The sequence below is a fragment of the Micromonospora sp. LZ34 genome, from assembly GCF_052981855.1.
Genome location: NZ_JBRIQN010000024.1, coordinates 21630 through 45089, shown reverse-complemented (window position 1 = coordinate 45089; position 23460 = coordinate 21630). Strand labels below are relative to the sequence as shown.

Sequence of the window (23460 nt, the reverse complement as noted above, 5' to 3'; positions counted from 1 at the left end):
GGTCCGCCCGTCGGACCCTCGCGCGAGACTTCACCGCAGCCCGCGCGGGACCTGCAGGGGTACGTCGCGGGCGTGCAGCGGGTGTCCGGGCTGAATCTGACGGTCTCGGCGCACGAGACGTGGGAGGGTGGCAACGCGCTGCACCGCTACGCCAACCCGGACAGGGCCACGTGGGACCCGATCACGCTGGAACAGGGGCTCGCGATCGACGACACGCTCGAGCGCTGGGCGGCGGCGGTCCTGAGGTTCCTGCGCACCGGTCGAGTCGAGCCCGGCGAGCCGGTAAAGCGCAACGTCGTCATCGACGTATGGGACACCCGCCTGCACGGCTTCGACCTCTCGCGTGGGCGGGAGCCCGCGGAGGCCACGAATGGAGCCTCGGTCGACCAGCGCCTGCGCCGCTACGTCGTCGTCAACGCCTGGGTGAGCAAGTTCCGCGCCATTCCGCAGCTCGACGCCCTGGCCGACGAGGTAGCACTCCTGTCGGTCGAGCTGACGCACGAGGGCTGGCACGCTGACCAGCCGTCCGCCACCGCACCGGCCGTCACCACGGCCCGAACGAACAGCCGGAACGAAACGGCCTGAACGAACGGAGCGAACCGTATGCCCAGGTTCGAAGAGTCCGACCGCCGCGATCCCTTCCGCAACTTCAACTTTCGCATCGTCATGGGCGGGATCGAGGTCGCGGCATGCCGCAAGATGTCGGCGCTCGAGGTCACGGTCAACAGCACGAAGTTCCGTGCCGGCAACAGCAAGTCCACGGTGGACGAGATGCTGCCCGGCCGCACGGAGTATCAGCCGGTCACGTTCGAGGGCGGTGTCACCAACGACCGCACGTTCGAGGCCTGGGCCAACCAGCTCGTGCAGATGGACGAGCGCCCGACGGCCACCCGGGAGCCGAACTTCCGGCGCGAGGTCGAGATCCACGTCTACGACATCGACAACACGACGCTCGTGCGCAAGTACGTCCTGCACCGCGCGTGGGTTTCCAAATACACGGCCATGTCCGAGCTGGCCGGCGACGGCCAGGACACGATCATGGAGACGCTGGAGCTGACGCACGAGGGATTCGAGCGGCTGGACATCGCCTGATGCCCAGCGAGCTGCTCCTGCACCGCGGTCTCGTCGATGCCACGGGCGCCCGTCATCGCCGCGTCTCGCTGCGCCCGCTCGGCGGCCACGAGGAGGCGGCACTCGCCGAGGCGGTGTCCCTCGACGGCGGCGCGCCCGACGAACGTACGGTGCACGAGGTGCTCGCCGCCTGCATCGAGCGCCTCGGCGGCTATCGGCGCGTCACGGCCGAGCACGCTGCGGCCCTCACGCGGGGCGACCGCCAGCGGCTGGTCCTCGCGCTGCGCGGGATCGCGCTGGGCGACCCCCTCGTGCTCACGCTGTCCTGCCCGAGCGCCGTTTGCGGCGAGCTGGCCGACCTGGAGCTGCGGGTGAGCTCGCTCCTCGGCGACGGCGGCACCACTGAGCCCGACCCCGAGCCGCAGTGCTGGGCCGTGGATACCCCCGACGGCATGCTGCACGTGCGCGCGCCCACGGGCGCCGATGACGAGGTGTGCGCGGACCTGCGCGGTGACGCGGCACAGCGCGCCGCCGTGCTGTGGGACCGCCTGCTCGACGTCGGCGACCCGCCGGCGGTGTGGACGGACCTGGACCCCGTGACCCAGCAGTTGCTTGCCCGCACCCTCGCCGCCAGCGGCACCCTGCCGGACCTGCTGTTCGTGTCCGCCTGCCCCGCGTGCGGCGCGCTGCTGGAGCTCGAGCTCGACCCGTTCCAGCTGCTGGCCCGGGAGCTGGCGCTCGGCGCCGAGCGACTGCTCGCCGAGGTGCACTGTCTGGCCTTCCACTACGGCTGGGCCGAGGACGCGATCCTCGCACTACCCCGGCCCCGCCGCTGGCGCTACCTGGAGCTGCTCCGCCGGCAGCTCGAGGGCCGCCCGCTGACCTGAAAGGGGGACCGCGCGATGCATGAGGTGCCGCACCACGGACTGACGCGACACCAGCTGGAGTACCAGCTGTCCTGGCTCATGCGACGCCGCCCGCAGGACCCGGCGAAGCTGCCGGAGTTCATCGGCGACCTCGTCGTCACGCTCATCGACCGCAACAACGCCGCGCTGGCCGCGCACGCCGCCGAAACCGCGCGCACCGACCTGCCCGACGGCTCCTGACGGCGGGACGGCGATGGCACTCAACCTTGACCCCCGGCTCGTGGCGTTCGACGCCCAGCTCGAGCGCGGCGCCATCATGCGCCTGGACCCGGCCGGTACCGCGTCGTCGGCGAGCGGTGGCCGGAGCGGCGGCTCGTCGCCGGCCGGATCGCCGGCGTCCCAGGCCTCGCCCGCGCTCAGCGGGAAGGTCCTGTACTTCCAGTACAACCCCGAGACCATCAGCCGGACCCGCACGGGCAAGTGGGAGCCCCGCAAGAAGCGCCGCGGCCTGACCGTCGAGACCCCGCAGGCCGTGCGCCAGCGCTCGGGGCAGGGGTCGTCCGCGCTGCTCGCCGAGTCCGAGACGATCTCGCTCAAGGTCGTCTTCGACGCCACCGAGGCCTTGCTGGCCCGGCGCATCGACGCCGAGCGCACCGACGGCGTCCTCCCGCAGCTCGCGTTCCTCGAGGTGCTCTCCACGGGCAAGGAGGGCAACGCCGCCAACCAGGATCGCGAGACAGTGCAGCCGGTGCGCCCCGACGAGCTGCTGCTCGTCCTCGGCCGGCGCCGTCTGTTCCCCGTCGTGCTCACGAGCATGACGATCACCGAGAGCAAGTTCCTGCCGACGCTCGTGCCGCTGCGCGCCGACGCCGACCTGAAGTTCACCGTGCTGGAGCCGGACGAGTCGGCGTACAGCGGCACCATCTCGACCGCGTACGCGCGGCTGCTGTCCGGCCGCGCGACGCTGTCCAGCGCCGCCGCCGCCGAGGACGCCGTCGTCTCCGCGATCGACCGCGAACTCACCCGCAATCCGTTCCAGGCGCCGAAGCAGGTGACGGCATGACCGACCGTTCCTCGCGCCACGCCGATCTGCCGACCTACCGCCGCCCGGTCCCCGGCGGCCCGGACGACGCCGAGCTGTTCGCGCCGCGCCTGCGCACGTGCCCCGCCGCGACCCGGCAGCACCTGGTGACAGGCGCCGACCGGCTCGACCTGTTGGCGTACCGCTACCTCGACGACCCGCACGCCTTCTGGCGCATCGCCGATGCCAACCCGGACGCCGACCTCGACGCCCTCACCGAACCGGGTGGCACGCTCGGCATCCCCGGGCGGTCGCGGTGACACCCCCGCGGCGCCAGCGCCGGCCCGGGCTGCGGCTGTGGCTCGACGGCCGCCCGGTCGAGCGGCCGGGGGACTGGGTGCTGCAGCTGGAGGTCGAGGAGCGCTGCGACGAGGCGTCGTCGCTGCGGCTCGTCGTGGACATGAGTCCGATCGCGGGCGACCGCGGCGCCGGCGACTGGGACGTGCTGGAGCACGCGAGCTTCGCGGAGGATCTACGGATCCCCGACTTCCGCCTCCTCCGGCGGGTCACCGTCGAGTTCTCGCTCGCCAGCGACGTCCCGGACGACCAGCCGATCACGGGCGTCGTGTTCGACGGCTACGTGACGGCGGTGGAGCCGGTGTTCGGGGAGTCTCGCGTGCCGGACTCGCGGCTGGAGCTCACCGGGCTGGATGCGTCGTGCCTCATGCACTTCGAGACGGTCACCCGTACCTGGGCGGACATCACCGACGCGCAGATCGCCACGGAGATCTACACGAAGTACGGCTTCGCGGTGACCGGGCCCGGCGCGGCCGGCGGCGGCACGTCGGTGGAGGACGGCGGCCTGGACCGCCCGCTCGGACGCGGCGTCCTCGTGCAGCGCGCGACCGACGCCGAGTTCCTGCGCATGCTGGCGCGTCGCAACGGGTTCGAGGCGTACGTCGAACCTGGCCAGGGACCGGTCAGCGAGGGGCCACACCCCGGCGACACCCTCACCGGGCACTTCCGCTCGCCCAACGTCGAGCCCCCGGAACAGCCGCCGCTGGAGCTGTTCCCGCGCGACGCGCCGTCGCTGATCGCGTTCCGTGCCCGCTACGACAGCCACCAGCCGACGCGCGTCCTCGGCTGGCACATCGACGAGCAGAGCCGCCGCCTGCGCCGCACGGACGTCGACGACCCCGGCTACCGACGGATGGGCACGCACAGCCGCGCCGACGTGCTGGCCGAGCGCCTCGGGGCGATCCGCCCGGTGCGCGTGGCGACCTCCCAGAACCCGACCCAGTCGGCCGACCTGCAGACCACGGACGTCCCGCACTCCGACGCCGAGCTCGACGCGCTCGCCCGGGCGCAGCTGCGGCTCGTGGACTGGTTCGCCGTCGGCAACGGCACGGTCATGTGCGAGCGGTACCCGTCGATCGTGCGCTCCCGCCGGCCGATCACCGTATCCGGCGCCGGCCACCTGCTCGACGGGTCCTGGTACGTCCAGGCCGTCCGGCACCGCTGGGGCGTCGACCCGACCGACCCGGAGACCGAGCCGTCCATGCGCCGCTACGAGGCCGACGTGACCCTCGTACGCAACGCGCTCGGCGGCATGGGCTGAGGGAGGGCAAATGGGCGACAGCATCCGATCCCCGCTGACGACCTCGATGGCCAGGTCGATGGCGTTTCCCTTCCGCGCCGGCGACCGGGGCGTGGTGCAGCTCTCCCCGCGGGCGCGCTCGATCCACGAGTCGATCGAGCAGCTGCTGCTGACCGTTCCCGGCGAGCGCGTCAACCGGCCCGACTTCGGCTGTGGCGTGCAGCGCCTGGTGTTCGGGGGCGCCAGCCCGGAGGTCGCCGCGGCCGCGGAGTACGTCGTGTCCGCCGCAGTGCAGCGCTACCTGGGCGCGCTGGTCACCGTCGACGCGGTGCGCGTGACCGTCGAGGACACGCTGCTGCTCGTCGACGTCCTCTACACGCTGCGGGACACGGGCGAAGAGTTCGTCGCGACGGTCGCGCAGCCGCTGGAGGTGGCGCCGTGACCGCCTCGACCCTTCGCACACCGCGGACCGGTGGGCCGTCCGCCGTGGTGAACCGCACATTCGGCGCGGTGGGCCTGGGCGCCGCGCTGGAGGCCGCCCAGGAGGAGCTCGCGGTCGCTGCCGCGGACGGCCGGGCGGGCGATCAGATCTGGCAGCTGCCGCCCGGCACGCACACCCTCGACGGCGTTCTTGAGCTGGGCGCGGACGGCGTCGCGCTCACGGTGCGCGGCGAGCACACCGTGCTCACCGTCGTACCCGCTGCCGCTGCCGCTGCCGCGGCCGCGGGTACGGCCGAGGTCGCGGCGCTGCTCGTGCGGGGCCGCGCGGTGGTGCTCGAGGGCGTCACCGTGGAGTGCCCGCCCGTCGCCGCCGACCTGGTCGGCATCCGGATCGAGGGCACCGACCGCGCCGCCGCGCGGAACGTCGCGGTGCGCGGCGTCCACGCCCGAACGGCGACCGGTCTGCGCGTGACCGCCCCGCGGGTCGAGGTGTCGGGCTGCGCGGCGGCCGAGGTCGTGGCATCCGACGGCCTGGCGACCGGCGTCCAGGTCAGCGCGGACGACATCGCCGCCCGCGGGGTGCGGGTCGAGGGCGTGCGCGGCCCGCAGGCGCGCGGGGTAGCCGCCGACGCCGACCGGGGCCTGCTCGCGGACGTCACGGTCACCGGGCTCACCGCCACCGCGCCCGGCGGGGTCGACGCCGTCGTCCAGGTCGCCGCCGGGGTGCGCGTCGAGCGTTTGGTCGCCCACCGCGATGCGCCCGTCGCCGACGGCGACGACCTCGCGGCCTGGTTGCAGGCCGCGCAGGCCCGGCTCGCCGCCGCGCCCGCCGGCACATCCGAGACCTGGAACCTACCGCCCGGTGCGTTCGCGCTCGACGCCGGCCTGCAGCTCGGCGCCGCCGGACGCCACCTGGTGGTGGCGGGAACGACGACGCCCGGCCTCGAGACGCGCCTCGTCGTCGGCGACGCCGCCGCGGTGGCCGGTGACCTCGTCGCCCTCGAGATCAGCGGCGGCCGCGTCGAGGTGCGCGACCTGGTGCTGCGCGCCCGCGCCACCGGCGCGCTCGTGGGCCTTCGCGTGACCGGGACGTCGCAGGCGGCACTGCGGGGCGTCGAGGTGGCCGAGGCACGCGGCGACAGCGCCGTCGCGGTGGAGATCGGTGCGCCGCGGGTGTCCCTCACGGGCGTGCGGGTACGGGCGGTCCGCGCCGCCGGAGCGGCAGCCACGACCCTCGCCGTGGGCGTCGCCGCGACCGGCGAGCAGGTGCGGCTCTCCCGCGTCGCGGTCACCCAGGTGAACGGCCCGGCCGCGACCGGCATCGGCCTCACCGCATCCGTGCGTGCCGACGTGGCGTCGCTGCACATCGAGGGCGTCACCGGCGGTACCGCCGAGGGCGCCCAGGTGCGTGTCGTCGGCCCGTCCGGGACACACCGGGAGCTGTCGCTGCTGGACGTCGCCCTGCGTACCATCCGCGGCACGGAAGCCGCCAAGGCGCTCGTGGCCTTCTGCAGCGGCGACGTGGCGATGCGCGGCCTCACCGTGGCGGCACTGGAGGCCGCGGACGCGATCGGCGTCCTGGCCGTCGCCGGAGGCGAGCTCGACTGGCTCGGCGGCACCGTGAAGGACGTGCGCGGCACGGCCCGTGGCGCAGCGGGCGTGCGCCTGCTCTGCCTGCCCTCGCGCTCGGCCGTGACGGTCCGCGACGTCCACGTCGAGGCCGTCCGAGCGCCCGGCGTCGGGCCGTCTGCCGAACCGTCGCCCACCTGGCGCGCCTGGCTGGAGCGGCTGCGGCCGTGGATCGCGGACGGCGCCGACGCCGGCCCGCCGTCTCCGTTCCCGACCGCCGACCCGGCGCACGTCGACGAGGTCACCGGCCTGCACGTGTGCGCTCCGGTCGAGGACATCGAGCCGTTCCTGACCGACGGGACGGCCAGCGCGGACGGCGGGGACGCCGGCGCGGTCACCGTCGCGGCGTCCGCGCTGCGGCGCGTCAGCGGCACGGCCCTGCAGATCGAGGCCGAGCTGCGGGACGTCGAGATCCGCGGCGTCGAGGCGTGGACGGCGGTGCGCGGCGGGTCCGTGCGGGGTGAGCGGGTGCTGCTGGCCCAGGCGACGTGGCATCGCATGCACACCGGGCTGGAGTTCGGGCCCTGCACGTTGTCCACCGTGGACGCCCTGCTCACCGGCGTGGTCAGCGGCCCCGCGGTGATGACCGGCCCGGAGACGGACCTCGCCGACGTCCTAGTGACCTTCGCGGCCGCGGCACCGCCGCCGTTCCGCCCGGCCCCCGACCCCCTGCCGTACACGGTGCCCGGGCCCGCGGGCATCCCACCCTCGGTGCTAGCCGGCAACCTCGCGCCCGCCGCCGCCGTGGACCTGCGCCTGTCCGACCTGCGGGCGCATGACGTCGCCGTCCGCGTCCCGGGCGACGCCGAGGGCACGCCCACCGTCCTCGGCGCCCACCCGCCGGCGCAGCCCGGGCGGTGCGCGCTGCGCGACCCCGAACCGCCACCGCCCCCGCCGGTCGATCCGCCGCCGGTGCCCGGTCCGCCCGTCGACTACCGCGCCCGCGACGCGCGGAGCCTGCTCGCGCTCATGACCGACCGCGCCCGCCGCACCATGCCGGGCTGGGCGCCGACCGGCCCCGCCGACCACACGACGATGTGGCTGGAGCTGCTCGCCGCACGCCTGGACGCGCTGGCGTACCGGCAGGAGGTCGCCGTCGCCGAGGGCTACCTGGGCACCGCGCAGGCGCGGCGCTCGGTGGAGGACCACGCGCGGCTCGTCGACCACCACGCTGATCCCGGACTGTCCGCGACCACCATGATCCGGGTCGAGCTCGACGACGACGGTGTCGCGGCGCTCGGCCTGGCCGGGCACCTCGCCGCGACCGGCAGCCTGGTGATTCCCGCCGGGACGCTCGTGGTCAACCCCGACGCCAACGACCGGTTCGTCGTCTTCGCGACGGAGTCCCACCTCGCCGTCGACCGCGCGCTCGACACGTGCCGGCTCGCCGAGCCGATCGAGCCGGGCGCGACCTCGGCGGTGCTCGCTGGCGACCACACGACGTTGGCTCGCGACCGCTGGCTGGTGATCCTGGAGACCGACCCGGAGAACCCGGCGCTGACCGACCCGGACACGCCGCCGCACGTCGTGCGGGTCACCCGGGTCGAGCTGGGCACCGACACCACGCACGTTTCCTGGGATCCGCGCCGGCCCTCGCCCGCGCGCTACCTGCCGGACGCGGCCACGGTCCTCGGCAACGTCGTCCCCGCGCACCACGGGCTGCCGCTGACGCCGCTGTCGGCGCAGGGAGCGGCCGCGGTCCTCGAGGGCATTGAGGGCGACGACCTGCTGCGCCCGTGGCGCGAGCGCCTGACCGTCAGCGATCCGGGCGGCCCGTCGCGGGAGGTCGAGCTGCCCTGGGCGCCGGTCAGCGTGCACGCGCCCGGCTGGCCGTGGCCAGGACACCCGGCGCGCTGCGGCGTATCGCAGATGGCCGTGAGCGTCGACGGCGAGCCCTGGACGCTGGCCGACGACCTCGCCACGCTGGGCCCCGCCGACGAGAGCTACGTGCTGCGTCCCGGCCGGGCGGGCGGCGTCGCGGCGGTCTTCGGCGACGGCGTGAACGGCGCGGCCCTGCCGGCGCGCGAGGTCTCCGTCGAGTTCGCGGTGCGCATCGGGCTCGGTACCGTGGCCAACGTCGCGGCCGGGACGCTCACCCGCCTGCTCGCGCTCGGCGAGGGCGGGGACGCCGACCTCCTGCGCGGGGAGGGCGACGCCCAGCGGGTGGACCTGCTGCACAAGCACCTGCGCCTGTCCAACCCCGTCGCGGCGACCGGTGGCCGGGACCCGGAGCCGCTGGAGCACATCCGGTACGCGGCGCCCCTCGGCGTGCGTGACCTACGGTCGGCCGTCGTCGGAGAGGACTACGAGCGGCTGCTGGAGGAGCTGCCCGAGGTCGCCGCCGCGCGGGCCCGCGTGCGGACCATCGGGCAGCGCCCCGCCGTCTCGGTCACGCTGTTGCTGCGCGACGAGGACGCGCTGGCCGCTGCCGGCGAGGCGGGGGAGGCCGAGCGGCTGCGCCGGTGGGCGCTGGCCCGCGAGCGGCTGGAGTCCGTGCGCCTGCTGGGATTCGACGTCGAGCTCGTGCCGCCGCGCTTCGTGCCGCTCGACCTGGACCTCGTCGTCGACATCGCGCCCTGGGCCCTCGGCGAGACCGTGCGCAACGCCGTCACCGCGGCGCTCGGCGGGCCCGGCGGCGCGCTGGATCCCGACACCTCCGGGCTCGGCGGCGACGTACACGTCGACGCGCTGCACCGGCGCGTGCTCGGCGTCCCGGGCGTCGTCGCGGTTCGAGTGCGGCGCTTGCGCCGCCTCGAGCCCGGGGCACCGGAGCGGGTGGCGGCGGGTGTGCTGGCCGTCGCCGGCGACGAGGTCGCGATCCTGCGCCACCCGTACGGCCCGGCGTACCCGCACGGGGTGCTCACCGTCGAGATCTGCGGGGGGACGTCGTGAGGCCCGCCCTGCCCGCCCACCGGGCCCGCGACCACCGCGCGCTGCTCGACGCCATGGCGCGGGACGGCCGCCGCCGCGGCCGGATCCTGCCTCGGCCCTGGGATCCCGTGCGCTCGGCCGCGCAGCCGGACTCGCCCGATCTGGCCGACCACGGCCGCGGCCTGCTCGACGCCCTCGCCGTCGGCCTGCACGTCCTGTGGGTGTATCAGGAGGCCTGGGCGGACGAGGGCTTCCTCGCCACGGCCCGGATCCCCGCGTCCGTGCGCCGGCTGCTCGAACTCGTCGGGTACGCCGGCGACCCCGGCTTCGCCGCGGCGGGCCTGCAGCATTTCCGGTGCCGGGAGGGTGCGACCACGACCCTGCCGCCGGGCTTCCGGGTGCGCGCGGACGCCGGCGGCGGGCAGCCCGCCGCGGTGTTCGAGACCATCCGCGCGATCCGGCTCTGGCCGCAGCTCAACGAGCTGCGGCCGTTCCTGCCGCTCGGGCCGCCGTCGCCGCCCACAACGGGCGCGGTCGCGTACGCCGTCGAGCTGCTCCAGCCCGAGGTGTCCGTCCCGCCGCCCGAGGTGGCCGGCGCGGTCGCGCTGACCGACGAGCTCGGCGACCGGTTCGCCGCGGCCCGCGCGGGCAACCTCGCGCAGCGCAACGCCGTCCGCGCCCGGCAGAAGGCACTGGCCCTGGCCGACGTCGTCTCGCAGTTGAAGGCGGCGGGCGGCCCGGAGGCGTGCCCGGACCTCTTCGAGCAACTCTGCGACGACCTCTGCCAGGCGCAGAGCCTGGCCAACGAGGCCGGCTACGACCCGCTGCCCGGCCCGCTGTCGGAGTCGCAGGAGCTGCTGCTGTCCCTCATGCGCGGTATGAGCACCCGGCAGCCGGCGGCGGTGCAGGCGCTGCAGGACGCGCTCGCCCGGCAGCCCGGTGAGGCGGACGCGGCGTGGTCGGGCCGCCTGGACCGCATCGCCACGTTCCTCGACGCGCTGGTCACCGCGCTGTTGCAGGAGGCCCGTGACCAGGTCGTGCGGCTGCACGGGCCGCGTGCACTGGAGGCCGCCGACCGTGCGGTGAGCGGAGCGTCGCCGGTCGCATCGTTCACGCTGCCGAGCCGCCGCGGTGGGCGCGGCGTCGCGGCGCCCGGCACCGACGCGCTCTACTTCGACGCCGCCGCGGAGCTGCTGCGCCCGGGTGACTGGCTCGTGGTCGCCGAGGACGTGCCGGTGCCCGACGGCACCGAAGCGACGGCCCGGGAGTATCGGGAGGCGGTCCAGGTGGTGCGCCTGCGCCGCGAGGTGCCGGCGGGCGACACCGAGACGGCCGTCCGCGTCACCTTCACGCCGCCGCTCGTGCGCCGGTACCGGCTGGACCGGACCGTGCTCCTCGGCAACGTCGCGGAGATCACCCACGGCACGACCACGAGCGACCACCCGGTCTGGGCGGGCGACCAGGTGCACCTCGACCTGGCCGCGGGGCCCCTCACGTGGCTGCGCTCGGCGAGCCCGGATGCGACCGACGGCCGCCTGCCGCAGGTGTCGCTGGAGGTGGCCGGGCGCGCGTGGGAGCGGGCCGGCGATCTGCGCGGCCGGGCGGGGACTGCCACGTTCGCCGTCGAGGTCGCGCCCGACGCGACCAGCCGGCTGCGGCTGGCCGAGGGCGGTGCCGCCCCCGCGCTCGCCGACGGCACGCCCGTCACCATCACGTACCGGACCGGCACGGGCGTCGCGGGCAACCGGCCGGCGCTCGCCGTCAAGGCGCTCGCCAGTGCGGACCCCGCCGTGGCCGAGACGTTCAACCCGCTGCCGGTCACCGGGGGCGTCGATCCCGAGGACGCCGACACGTCGCGCAACCGGGCCCGCGCCGGCACGCACGCGCTGCAGCGCGCCGTCTCCGCGGACGACCTGCGTGCCCTGGCGCTCGCGTTCGGCGGTGTGCGCCAGGCGGCGGTGCTGCGGGACGCCGTGCGGCGCCGGGACCACCTGACCGTCGTCGTCTCCGGCGAGGGCGGCGCGGCGCTCGCCGACGCCGACGCCGCGCGCCTGCGCGCGTTCCTGCTGGCCCGCACGCCGCCGGGGACCGCCGTCACAGTGGTGGCGCGCGGCGTCGTGCCGGTGCGGATGCGCGTCGTCGTGCGGGTCGAGCCGGGCCGTGACCCGCTCGCGGTCGTGCGCGAGGTGCGCCTGCGGCTCGGCGCCGACTCCGAGGACGGCGCCGCGCCCGGTCTGCTGCAGCCGGACGTCGCGCAGCTGGGCCGGCCGGTCCACGCCTCCGACGCGTACCGGGCACTCGACGGCGTGCCGTACCTGGCCTCGGTGCTGGTCGACCTGCTGTACCGCGAGGGCACCCCGCCGGCTCGTCACGACGTTGTCGCCGTCGGCCCGGCCGAGCTCGCGCTCTGGGCGGCGGACCAGCCGCTCGACGTGGTGTGGGAGGAGGCGCGCGACCTGTGAGCACACTCAGCCCCGCCGCACGCGCGCTGGCCGCCCTGCTGCCCGGCGTGTACCTCTCGCGCGACGCGACCGTCGACGGCCAGCCGCTGCACGTGCTGCTCGAGGTTCTCGCCGCGCCGCTCGCCGAGCTCGACGCCGCCATCGACCGCCTGCGCGACGACCACTTCGTCGAGCGCGCCGCCCCCGAGGCCCTGCCGCTGCTCGCCGACCTCGTGGGTGCCCGGCTGCTCGGCGACGACGCGCGGACCAACCGGGGCGTCGTCGCGCGCACGGCGCACTGGCGCCGCCGCAAGGGCACCCAGGCGACGCTCGAGGAGGTGCTGCGGGTCACCGGCGGCTGGGACGCCGAGGTCGACGAGGCCTTCCGGTCCCTGCAACAGACGCAGGATCTCGCGTTCCCGGCGCCGTGGCGCGGGCGGGTGCTCGACCTCGCCGACCCGATCGCTGTGGCGGACCCCCTGTCGCGCCGCACCTCGGGCGCCGACCCCGAGCATCTGGCCCGGCGCCGCGGCGAGGACGTCGACGAGGCGCTCGCCCGGCTCGGCCGCGTCGACGCCGGCCGGTCCGCAACATCGCCGCGGACGGTCGACTTCCTCGGCTGGGCCCGGCCCGAGCGCGCCGTCGTCGCCACCAGCCGGGTCGACGTGGCCGAGCTGGAACAGGTCGAGGCCGGTGCCCGCCGCGAGGTCGTGCGCCGCGGCGAGGCGGACGTCGCGTTCGCCGGCGTCGTGCTCGACCCGGGCGGCCGCGACGGGCCGCTCGCGGGGCGCCTGCCACTCGCGCCGCCGGACGCGTTCGCCGCGCTCACCGACCTGCACGAGCCCGCGCCCCCGCCGCCGCCGGACGCCGGCCGCGCGCGGATGCTGACGCCCACGGCGCTGGCCCAGGACCCCGACGCGGTGGAGCGTGCCGACAGCCTCACGGTCTTCGTCGACGGCGTGCGCGTCGTCGGAGCCGACCCCGAGCCCGCCGCGGGCGACGACCTCGCCGTGCAGCCGGTCGGCCCGTCGCCCGTCCTGCGCCTGTCGGACACGGGACGGCCTGGGCCGGGGGAGGACTGGATCCTCCACCTCGTCGCGGTGGGGGATCCGGCGACCCTCCCGGCGGACGTGTTCGCCGCGGAGCCCTCGGGCGACGTTTTCGCCGCGAACCCGGCGCTGCTGCGGGCGGTCGCGCGCCGGGGTGCGCGGGACGCCGTCCAGGAGCAGCCCGCGGCCCAGATACCGCGCGGGGGTGCAACGGTGTCGCTGCGCCTGCAGCGGACCGGGACCGCGACGGGACACCGGCGGCGTGCGGGCGGCTGGCAGCCCTTCACGATAGGCGAGCGCCGCGCGGCACCGGCCAGCGACGTCGCGCTGATCGATGTCGCGGGAACGCGGCTCGTCGTACGGCTGGAGCACCGCGCGGCCGGTGGCCTGTCGCTGGCAAGCTGGCGGCCCGACGTACCCGCGTCACGGTGGACCGCGCGCGTGCTGAACCTCGCCGGGGTGCCCACCGCCGAGCGTCCCGCCGCCGCGAACGGGGGGATCGAGGGCCCCCAGGTGTCCCTGGTCGGGCTCGGTAACGGCTCGATCGTGGCGGTCGGCACCCTCGCGTCGGGGGACGGGCTCGCGGCGTGGCGGATCCCCGACCCGTCGAGCACCAAACCGGCGCTCGAGCGTCTCGACACCCCGCCCGGGCGCCGCCCCGCCGCCCGCCTGGCACCGTCGGTGTGCCTGCACGGCGGGCGGGTGCTCGTCTTCGCCGGAACGGGCGGGAACCGCGTGCTGGAGGACCTGTGGTCCATCGCCACGTCCGGTCCCGACGCGGGCCGGTGGACGCCGCACGTCGCGCGGAACCGCCCGCGGCGCACGGGCGGGCGGCTGCTGTCGACGCCCGGCGGCCTCGTGCTTCTCGGCGGGGCGTCGGTACCCGGCTCGCTCGACGTCACCGTCCGGCGCGTCGACCTGACCCGCGCGCGCCCGTCCTGGGAGCCGCTGGCGGACCTGCCTGTCCCGGCGGGGCGTCCTGGCGTGCTGTGGGCCCGCGTCGACGGCGACGTGATCGAGGCCGTCGCATGGGCCGACAGCACCGCGCCCGCCGTCCTGCACTACGACGCGACGCGTGACCGGTGGACCAGCGGCGATCCGGAACTCGACGCGCCCAACCCGGCCGCGGAGGGGGAGGCGCTGTTCGTCGGCGACGAATTGACGGTGGTGGGGCCGCCGCCGCTGCCGCCCAGCGAGGTGACGTTCCGTCTGGCCGGCCGCGGCCGCATCGCGTTCTTGCCCGCCCTGGACCTGCCCGCGGCGGACGCCGTCGCCGTCCACGCCGTGCGCGACGACGGCTCGACCGCCCGCCGCCACCTGCCCGGCGAGGTCGCGGAGCCGTCGCTGCGGCTGGGCGCCGGGCGGGCCGCGCCAACCGACCGGCGCACCGCGCCGGCCGAGCGCCTCGGCGTGCCCGGCCGCCTCGCGTGGGCGCCGCTGCGGCTGCGCCAGGTGAGCCTCGGGCGCTGGGACACGCCGCTGGCCCAGGACGGCGCGCACGAACTCGACGCCCATGTCGGCCTCGACCCCCGGCTCGGCCGCCTGCTCGTGCCCGCCGCGCTCGCCGACGGCCCCGTCACCGCGTCCTACCGCGTCGCCCGCGCCGCGCCCATCGGCGCCGGGTTCGCGCCGCCCGGCCGGCAGAGCCCGACGTCGTGGGTGTCGCCGGAGCGCGCGGGCGTGCCCGCCGCCGACGGCGTCCCGATCGAGCCCGATCTGGCCGCCGGGCTCGCCCGGGCGCGCGGCGGCGACGCGCGGCTCGGCGTCCTGGGCTCGCCGCGTCTGCCCGCACAGACCCTCGCGGCGGAGCAGCGGCAGCGAGTGTCGGTGCGGCCCGCCGACACCGGCGGCGTGCCGTACGTGCTCGCGGACGACGGCGTCTCGCTGACCCTGCACGAAGCCGCCGCGGGAAACATCGACGACGACCCGGACGCCGGCCCGTCCTGGGCCATCACCGGCCTGGAAACCGCGGGATCGGTCGAGCTCGCCGTCGCCGGAGGCGACCTCGACCTCGGCTGGTGCACGCTCGGGACGCCCGGCGAGGTGGCCCTGCGCGTGGCCGGCGCGGGCCACGCCGCGCCGCTGCTACGGCTCACGCTCCCGCCCGTCACCGTGCGCGTGCGGCTGACCGGGTGCCGCCTCGGGCGCGTCGAGCTGCCGCCGTGGGTGTTGTTGGAGGCGAGTGGCTGCACGTTCGACGCCGGGTCGCGCGACGGTGTGGCCATCGCGGCCGGCGGTGCCGACGTGCGGCTGACCCAGTGCACGATCCACGGGCAGGTCCAAACCGGACGGATCGCCGCGTCGTCGTGCGTGCTGCTCGGCGCCGTGACCTGTGACCGGCCGGACGCGGGCTGGCTGCGGCACAGCGTCCACACCGGCAAGGGCCGGCCGCCGTTGGCCTACCGCAGCGAGCGGCACCACGCGTCGCTGTGCTCGCTGGACCCCATGAACCCGCTGCACCTGGCGCTCGCCCCGAACAACCCCCCTCTCGTGCTCGCCGCGGGCGAGGGCGGGCGCACGCCCGGCGCGCACTCCGGCCTCGCCGCCCGACTGCGCGAGGTGATCGAGCGCACCGACGACTTTCTGCCGTTGTCGCTGGTCCCGCACCACGTCGACGCGGCCGAGGCCGACCTTGCCCGGATGGGCCTGGAGGGCACCCCATGACCACCCTGCACGAGACCAGGAGGGCGCCGTGAAGGCCTACACATCCCGCGAGCGCTTCGACGAGCGGCGCCGGTTCACCGGCGTGCGCGAGCGCATGGGGCAGGTGCGGCTGGACTCCGAGACCAACGAGCAGGTGGTGCTGGCTCGCACGGATGCGCGACGCCGCAGCGGCGACGTTGCCGAGGGCTCGCCGGACGACGGTTTCGCCATCGGCGACACCCACCTGGTCGACCCGATCACGACGCTCGCCGGGTGGAGCGCCGAGGGGCTGCCGCTCGACGACGAGCGCATCATCCCGCGTCGGCTCACCCTCGCCCGCCGCGAGCCGGAGACGTTGCCGCACGTGCTGCGCACCCGCGGGCACGTCGCCGTCCGGCGGACGCTGCCGGTGCCGATCGACCTCGCGCGCCTGCCGGTGCCGCTGCACCCGGCCGGCGCCACGTACGCGGCCTCCGCCCTCGTCGTGAACCTGCGGTTCGAGCGCCCGCCGACGGACGACGAGATCGTCGACGTGCGTGTCGTCGTCGTGGACGCGGACGGTACCGAGCACGCCGTCGCCAGCCTCGGCGAGCCCGCACCCGGCTGGATCACCGTGCGGATCGCACGGTCCGAGCTGGCGCCCCTCGTGCGCGACGTCGACGGCCGCCAGACGCTCGTCCTGACCGGCTGGGGCCTGGGCGGCCTGCCGCCGCGTGCGGAGACCGACATAGACGCGCTGCTCGCGCAGGACGCCGCCCTCGGCGGCGGCGACGTCGCCGTCCGGGGCGGCAACGGCACGCTCATGGGTGCCGGGCGCCTCTACGTCGGCGGCCTGCGGACCTTCATCGAGCACGACTGGCGGTACAGCCTGCAGCCGGACCTGCCCGATCCCGAGCCGCTGCAGCGGCCGCCGGCCGGACCGGACGGCGCACCCGCCGGGCACCACGTCGTCTATGTCGACGTCTGGGAGCGGTCGTGGCACCGGTTCCAGGACCGGTTCCTCGCCGAGGACGCACTGCCCGGCGAGGAGACAGCGTTCCGCAGCCGCAAGGTGACGCAGGTGCGCGCGCTGCCCGTCGGGCCGGGCGGCTCGGAGACGCTGCCTACCCCGACCGGCGACGGCCGTCTCACCACCAACGTGCCCTCCGGCGAGCTGCCGGATCGCTTCCCGCCCGAGGCGCCCGACCCGTGCCGCGACCGGTGCCTGTTCACGGAGAACGCCGCGATCGGCGAGGGCTACACGGGCTCGCAGAACGTCCACGTCCGTGTGGAGGTGCTCGCCACACACCTAGCGCGGCCCGTCGTCGGCTGGTCGCGGGAGAACGCCTCCCTCGTCGCGCCCCTCGTGCGGGACGCCGTCGCCGGAGCCGCCGCCGTGTTCGTCGACCCAGCGGACGCCAAGCTCCTCGTCGCCGGCGACGTCGTCGTCGTTGAGGACGAGCGCAGCCGCCTGGACGGCGGCCGGGCGTCTCACCGCGCGGTGCTTCGGCGGCTGGCGGCGGTCGATGCCGCGACCGGCGAGCTGGAGCTGGAGGCTGCCGGACACGCGGTCAGCACCGACCCCGAGCCGCTCGTCGCGGGCGGCGGCCTGGATCGCGCGTTCGTGCTCGCCGACGCGGCCGCCGTCCGGCGCTGGGACGGTGCGGACTGGCTGCTCGACGGCATCCGCTACAACCTCGCTGACGGAATCACGTTCGCCCTCGCCGGGTCGGACTTCCGCCTCGGCGAGTACTGGAGCTTCACCGCGCGCGTCACGAGCCCCGACGGGGCGGCGCGCGGCGTGGTGGAGACCCTCGTCCATGCGCCGGTCCACGGGCCGCGGCACGAGCGGGCGCCCCTCTCGCGGATCACCTGGACGCCGACCGGGCGCGCCTTCGAGGACCTGCGGACCCGGTTCCTGCCGCTACACGAGGTCCGGGACCGGCTCGTCGAGCTCGGCCGTCACAAGCTGTCGCCGGGGGCATTCACGGTCGTCGTCGGCGACGGCAACCGTACCTTCGGCGACATCGATCAAAATCTCGTCGAGGGCGTGACCGGCGACGAGGCGCTGCAGGCCGCGCTCGACCGGCTCGGCGTCGACGGCGGCACGGTCTACCTGCGCGCCGGAACGTACCGCCTGGAGCACCCGGTGCTCGTGCGCGGCCGCAGCCGGGTGCGCATCCTCGGGGACGGCGACGCCACCCGCGTGGAGATCACCGGCGCCGGCGGCGCGTTCTTCCTCGACTGGTGCGGCTTCGACGGCGAGGTGTCGCTCGAACGGCTGAACCTCGTGGAGTCGTCCGCGCCGCTCGTGCCCGTTGGCGTCGACACGCTCGCGCCGCACGTGCCTGGCGCGCCCGGCGGCGACACGACGGCACGTCCGCTGCAGCCGTCGGATCTTCTGCCTGGCGCGGGCATTGCCGTCGACCTGCTCGCCGGCTTCGCGACGCGGCTTAAGCAGATCCGTCCGTTCGAGGGTCGCGGCGCCGAGGCCGTCGTCGCCACGGTCGCCCAGCTGCGGCGGCTCCAGCGGCAGCGACCCGGCCGCCCGCTGGAGGAGGTCGCGCCCGACGAGCTCGCCGTCCTGCGGTCGCTGCCGCACGGGGTCGTCACGGTCGCTGACTGCCGGCACGTGCGCCTGGAGGGACTGACGGTGACCTCGCGTGAGGCCGGGCTGCCCGGCGTCGTCAACGCGGCGGTGCTCGTCGCCGGGGCGTGCGAGGGCGTGAGCGTGACCGGCTGCCGCCTGCAGGCGCCCTCGGGCGTCGTCGCCGCCCCGTACGGCACGTCCTTCCGCCCCGAGTCCCTCGTGCTGTGGCCGCGGTCGGGCCTGTTCCTGCACGGCCTGGAGATCAGCGACAACGACATCCGCGCCTCCGGCTCGGCATCCGACGGGGTATGCGTCGCCGACGGCGTCGTCGACGGGCTCGTCGTCGAGGGCAACCGGATCGACGGCTTCGCGCGCGGCATCTCGCTGCAGGACCGCGCCGAGACGCGGGCCGGGGAGGCCGCCGACTCCTCCGTCGTCGCGGGCAACGTCGTCACCGGCTGCCGGGACGTCGGCATCTCCGTCGCCGGTGACGGCGTGGACGTCGCCGCCAACGAGGTCCGCGTCGCCGCGCCGGACCGCCCGCTGGACGGGCTCACCGCCGGGATCCAGGTGACCGGCAGCGCCGGCCGGATCAGGGACTGCTGGGTCGAGCTGCCCGGCCCCAGCCCCGCGGTGGCCTTCGCCCTGCAGGCGGGCATCGTCGTCGGCAGCGGCATCGTCGCCCAGCACACCGCGCCGGGCAAGGCCCATGCTGTGCCCCGCCCGGTGCACGACGTCGAGGTCAACGGCAACCGCGTCGAGGGGCAGGGCTCGCTCGCCACCGGCATCCTGGTCGGCGGCGCCCAGCCGGTCTTCGACGTCCGGGTGCGCGGCAACACTCTGCGCGACCTCGGCGACGCCGGCGTGCGCGCGTGGGGGTACGGCGGCTCCGTCGGCGGCCTGCGGATCGAGGACAACGACGTCGAGGCCACCGCCCGCGGCTACCTATCATGGGGGGCCGACGCGGTCGCCGACCTGTCGGCGCGCAGCGGCCTGGCCCTGCCCGCGACGGCCTCGCCGCGGGACGCCCTCAGCGCGCTGCTCGCGGCGCCCGGCGACGTGGAGGCCCCGATCGACGACGTGCTGCGGTGGCTCGAGCGCGCCACCCTGCGCGGCGGCATCGTGCTCAGCCTCGTCGAAGAGAGCGAGGTGCGCGGCAACCGCGTCGCGGACGTCGGGACGCCCACCCTGCCGCCCGGGTTCGCCGGCCCCGGCGCGGGTATCCGCACCGCGGGCGTCGTGGCCTGCGGCGGCCGTGACCTCGTCGTGGAGAGCAACCGCGTGCGGCGCGTCCTCGCGCCGGTCCAGGTGATCGTCGACGTGCCGCCCGGGCCGGCACCCGGACGCCCGCCGATCTTCGACGTGCTGCGGTCGATGGGCCTGGCGACGACCCGGGCGCAAGGCATCGACACCTACGGCGCGGCCGTCGCGCTGCGGCGGTCGGTCATGGACTACGCCGCCGGGGACCGGTCCGTCCGCCAGCGCGTCGGCGGCCGCATCTACACCGCGATGGAGTCGCTCGCGCAGGCACTCGAGGCAACCGGGCCGGAGGGCCGCCGGCTGGCGCTGGAACTTTCCGGCGGCATCGGCGAGATGCAGGAGGCGCAGGGCACCGCCGACCACACTCGTGCCGCCACCCACGTCCGCGCCACGCTGTCGAAGGTGGCCGCGCTCGGTGCGGCCGACGAGGAGACGGCGCGCGCCTGGGACATCGCCGCGCGCTTCGACGGCGCCGTGCTCGGCAGCCCCGAGGGGATTCTGTCCGCCGCGACCGACGTGCTCGAGGGCGCCGCCGAGCTGACGCAGGGCCTGGAGACCCTCGAGCTCGACCTCGCCGGCAAGGCGCAGGCCGTGATCGTTGGCAGCGGCAGCGAGCAGGCGCGGACGGCGGCACGCCTCCAGCTCGCCGCCGCCCTGGGCACGACCGCCGAGGGGCGGGGGCAGCGGCTGTCGATCGAGCGCGCCGCGGCGGGCGGCGTGCTGTCGGGCAGCGACCGCAACGTCGCCGAGGGCATCGTGCGGCTCAGCATCGAGGCGCTCGACGTCCCCGATCCTGCGGAACTCAACGAGCAGACGATCGCGAGCCTGGAACGCGGCGCCACGGCGCTGGCCGACGTCCTGCGGGGCGCCCACCCGCCGCTGGCCGACCGCGTACGCCACGACTTCCGCCTGCTGCGGCAGGCAGGCGGGCGGCCGGACCGGCAGTCCGTTCAGCGCTTCCTCGGCACCCTCGACGCCGCGCGGGCGGTCGCGGCCGGGACGCCGGGCGGGGTGCAGGTGCGCACGGAGGACGTCGCCGCGCAGCAGGCCCGGTTCCAGGCCGAGCTCGTCACGCTCACCGCGGACGGGTTGGAGCGCCGGGTGCAGGGGCTCGCGCTCGACACAGAGTCCGCCGCCACGCGGAACCTGCGGCTGCTCGGCCAGAGCGCGGGGCAGCTGGTGAACCTCGTCGGCACCGACCCGGAACTCGCGGGCCCGGCGCGCCAGGCCCGGCAGGCGATCGCGCAGGCGGTCACCGACGTCGAGCGGCGTTCCGAGCACACCGCGCGTGCCCGCCAGCACCTGCGTGACCTGCAGGAGGTCCAGTCGCGTAAGGCCGGGATCTCCGTGACCAAGCCGGCCGACGTCGCGGCGACGACGCCCACCGACGGCGTGGACGCCAAGCAGCTCGCCGCGCTCACCGAGCTGCTGCTGCAGCTGCGGGACACGACCGACGACGCCGTCCGCGAGGAGGGCACCCGGCTGTTCGACGAGGGGTTGCGGCGGCAGATCGACGCTGCGGGCATCCGTGGGAGCGAGCGCGAGTCGATGCTCGCGACCCTCGGACCTGCGCTGGCCACGATCACGTCCCGTCCGGGACCGGACGCGGTCGCCGCGGCGCTCCACGTGCTGTCGGATGCGCTGGAGCGGGTGTCCCTGCACGCCGCGCAGGCCGCGAACTCGGTGCCCGACGCGCGCGCCGTGTATGCGCTGTCGGGGACGGTCACCCGGGCGCTGGATCCGAGCGCCGACGAGGAGACCCGCCTGGTCGCGGTGTCGCGATGGATCACCGGGAACGAGGCGGTGCTCTCGCCGTCGACCGTGAGCGAGGTGCTGCGGGAGACGCGGCTGCGCGGCACGCTGGCCGCCGTCCGGGGCGGCCTGCGGCGCTACCTCGACATCGGGCCGACCGTCCGGCCGCCGCTACAGCGCGTGCGGATCGAGGCGCACGCGGCCGACGGCCTGTTCGGCGCGGGCGTGGCGCGCGCGCTCACCGTGCGCGGCAACGCGTTCCACGACGCGCGCACGGGCGTCACGGTCACCGCGCCGCCCGCACACCCGCTCGCGCCGCTCGGCGCTGCCGCCGCGACGCTCGCGGTCGAGGGCAACACGGTGACGGGTGGCGTTGTCGCGGCGCTCGAGCTGGCACCCGACGGCACGGGTGCCCTGTCGGTCATCGGCAACGAGGCGACCGCGTGCGCGGGCACCGCGCCGACGTCCGGCGCCGACCTCGGCCAGGCAGTCGTCCGGGTCACCGGGCAGGGCTCGCTGCTCGTCGCCGACAACCGCCTGCACGGTAACGGGAATCGCCGCTCCGGCGGCCCCGTGCACGAGCTACTGCTCGACTGGCGCGGGGACGTCACCGTGCGCGGCAACCTCGTCCGGCACGCCGGCGGCGACGCTGGCGGCGCGGGCCTGGCGGTGCTCGTCGACGAGGTCACGCCGAGCGTGCTGCACGGCCTGGCGCGGCGGCCGGCGCTCGACGTCGAGCCGCTGCCGGTGAACAAGCCGTTCCCGCAGCCGGGCGGCGGCGTGTTCACCCCGGGCGCGGGCGTGCTCTCCCAGGCGGACGAGCTCCTCGCGGCCGGGCTGGGTGCGAGCGCCGGTGCCTTCGCGGGCGGTGGCACCTTCGGGGTGGGAGCTTTCCGACTCGCCACCCGCTCGACGCGGCCGGAGGTCACCGTCACGACGATGCCGCCACCGCCCCCGCCGTCGGTGGACCTGCCGCAGAACCGCGCCGACGAGTGGGTGGCCACCGCCCCGACCGCGCGGTTCGAGCCGCTGGTGGAGTTCCTGCTGCGCCTCCCGCCGCCGTTCGTGCTGCCGGTGCCACTCGTGCGGCGCGCCGTGCACGTGGCCGGCAACGACGTCGTCGCGGCCGGTCCGGCGCTGCTCCTGCTGGCCCAGGGCGCGATCGTGTCCGCGACCGTCGTCGGCAATGAGCTGGAGTCGACCGCACCCACCGGTGCCGTCTACCTGCGGGGCGTGGACACGACGGTCTTCGCGTCGAACCGCTGCGAGTGCCTGGGACTGACGAACGTCGTCGTCCTACGTGCAGGAAAGTCCCTAGTCGGCGTGCAGGGCAACGTCGCCGCCGGTGCGGAACCTCCGGCACCGCCGCCGCCGCCGTTCATCCCGGTGCACCCAGAGCTGGGGAAGTTCAGCGATCTGGTGCTCCAGGTGAAGGTCGGCCCGCAGGCGACGATGAACCTCAAGCTCGACGAGCAGGCCGTCCTCAACGCCCTGGACACCACCGTCGAGACGTCGTACCGCGACGTCAGCGAGGACGCCGAGGCGACGTTCAACCTCTTCGCCAAGCAGCAGAAGCTCGTCACGGGGCCGGGCGTCGCGAACGTGCTCACGTTCGGCGCGCGGGACAAGATCTTCCGATTCGAGCGGGGAACGGCGGGTCCGGTCCTGGAGCGCCCAACGGTTGCCGGGCCGGTCGTCACGGGTGGACCGGCCGCGCGGTCGGCCGAGGAGAGCGGCGACGCCGGGGACACCGAGCCCGCGGTGACGGCCGCACCGCCGGACGCCGACGTCGAGAGAGCCTTCGTCGTCTCCAACACGATCCTGGAGAACAGGGAGCTGCCCGGCTCGGCGAAGCTCTACGGGATGGCGGTCAGCGCCGGGCTGCCCGCGCACCAGGCGCGGGCGCTCGTGCAGACGCAGCTGGCCCGCGCCGGCGGCGACCAGACCGCCGCGCTCGCCGGGGGGCTCGCGGTCATCACCGGCGTCGTCGACGTCGGGCCCACGGTCACCGAGCGCGTCGAGCGGGCGCACCCCGTGGAGAACCTGCTCGCGATGCTGCTGCGCAACCGCAAGTTCACGCCGGTCGGGCCGCCGATCATCGCCGTCCCGCCACCGCCGCCGGACCCGCGCCGGCACTCGATGGTCGTCGTCGGCGGCAGCCGCGTCGCCGCGACCGGCAACGTCACGACGGCCGGCGTCCACGTCCACGACGCCGCGCAGGCCATCGAGAACAACCTCTGACCCACCCCG

At 75.9% G+C, this 23460-nt stretch carries 12 protein-coding genes; all 12 read left to right on the top strand.

Annotated features, from left to right (window positions below):
• Positions 1 to 72: 72 nt before the first annotated feature.
• From ACVCAH_RS23580 to ACVCAH_RS23525, 12 genes are read left to right on the top strand one after another with little or no spacing between them, the layout of a single operon-like run.
• Positions 73 to 585 carry a phage tail protein gene (locus ACVCAH_RS23580; RefSeq protein WP_447138369.1) on the top strand — a complete coding sequence of 171 codons (513 nt, stop codon included), beginning with the start codon at positions 73 to 75 and terminating at the stop codon, positions 583 to 585.
• Positions 586 to 603: 18 nt separating this feature from the next.
• The gene (locus ACVCAH_RS23575; RefSeq protein ID WP_447138368.1) at positions 604 to 1092 is read left to right on the top strand and encodes a phage tail protein; all 489 of its coding nucleotides are present in this window, start codon (positions 604 to 606) and stop codon (positions 1090 to 1092) included.
• Positions 1092 to 1958 (top strand): hypothetical protein, encoded by an 867-nt coding sequence (locus ACVCAH_RS23570; RefSeq protein WP_447138367.1) that lies wholly within the window; start codon positions 1092 to 1094, stop codon positions 1956 to 1958. The genes ACVCAH_RS23575 and ACVCAH_RS23570 overlap by 1 nt, the downstream gene beginning before the upstream one ends.
• Before the next feature lie 15 nt (positions 1959 to 1973).
• A complete protein-coding gene (locus ACVCAH_RS23565) occupies positions 1974 to 2177 on the top strand; it encodes a hypothetical protein (protein WP_447138366.1) in 204 nt (67 codons plus the stop codon).
• Positions 2178 to 2190: 13 nt separating this feature from the next.
• A complete protein-coding gene (locus ACVCAH_RS23560; protein ID WP_447138365.1) occupies positions 2191 to 3000 on the top strand; it encodes a CIS tube protein in 810 nt (269 codons plus the stop codon).
• Positions 2997 to 3278, top strand: coding sequence for a hypothetical protein (locus tag ACVCAH_RS23555; protein ID WP_447138364.1), 282 nt, complete (start codon positions 2997 to 2999; stop codon positions 3276 to 3278). The genes ACVCAH_RS23560 and ACVCAH_RS23555 overlap by 4 nt, the downstream gene beginning before the upstream one ends.
• Entirely contained in the window at positions 3275 to 4576 is a 1302-nt protein-coding gene (locus tag ACVCAH_RS23550) for a phage late control D family protein (RefSeq protein ID WP_447138363.1), read from the top strand. The genes ACVCAH_RS23555 and ACVCAH_RS23550 overlap by 4 nt, the downstream gene beginning before the upstream one ends.
• A gap of 10 nt (positions 4577 to 4586) precedes the next feature.
• Entirely contained in the window at positions 4587 to 4997 is a 411-nt protein-coding gene (locus ACVCAH_RS23545; RefSeq protein WP_447138362.1) for a GPW/gp25 family protein, read from the top strand.
• Positions 4994 to 9517: a hypothetical protein gene (locus ACVCAH_RS23540; RefSeq protein ID WP_447138361.1), complete on the top strand. Its 4524-nt coding sequence runs from the start codon at positions 4994 to 4996 to the stop codon at positions 9515 to 9517. Before ACVCAH_RS23545 ends, ACVCAH_RS23540 begins: the two co-directional genes overlap by 4 nt.
• Positions 9514 to 11958, top strand: coding sequence for a baseplate J/gp47 family protein (locus tag ACVCAH_RS23535; protein ID WP_447138360.1), 2445 nt, complete (start codon positions 9514 to 9516; stop codon positions 11956 to 11958). Before ACVCAH_RS23540 ends, ACVCAH_RS23535 begins: the two co-directional genes overlap by 4 nt.
• Positions 11955 to 15650: a phage tail protein gene (locus tag ACVCAH_RS23530; protein WP_447138359.1), complete on the top strand. Its 3696-nt coding sequence runs from the start codon at positions 11955 to 11957 to the stop codon at positions 15648 to 15650. Before ACVCAH_RS23535 ends, ACVCAH_RS23530 begins: the two co-directional genes overlap by 4 nt.
• 28 nt (positions 15651 to 15678) lie before the next feature.
• The gene (locus ACVCAH_RS23525; RefSeq protein ID WP_447138358.1) at positions 15679 to 23451 is read left to right on the top strand and encodes a hypothetical protein; all 7773 of its coding nucleotides are present in this window, start codon (positions 15679 to 15681) and stop codon (positions 23449 to 23451) included.
• Positions 23452 to 23460 lie beyond the last annotated feature (9 nt).

Coding starts and splice junctions, on each gene's coding strand:
- ACVCAH_RS23575 (WP_447138368.1), top strand. CDS start 604: ATGCCCAGGTTCGAAGAGTCCGACCGCCGCGATCCCTTCCGCAACTTC.
- ACVCAH_RS23570 (WP_447138367.1), top strand. CDS start 1,092: ATGCCCAGCGAGCTGCTCCTGCACCGCGGTCTCGTCGATGCCACGGGC.
- ACVCAH_RS23565 (WP_447138366.1), top strand. CDS start 1,974: ATGCATGAGGTGCCGCACCACGGACTGACGCGACACCAGCTGGAGTAC.
- ACVCAH_RS23560 (WP_447138365.1), top strand. CDS start 2,191: ATGGCACTCAACCTTGACCCCCGGCTCGTGGCGTTCGACGCCCAGCTC.
- ACVCAH_RS23555 (WP_447138364.1), top strand. CDS start 2,997: ATGACCGACCGTTCCTCGCGCCACGCCGATCTGCCGACCTACCGCCGC.
- ACVCAH_RS23545 (WP_447138362.1), top strand. CDS start 4,587: ATGGGCGACAGCATCCGATCCCCGCTGACGACCTCGATGGCCAGGTCG.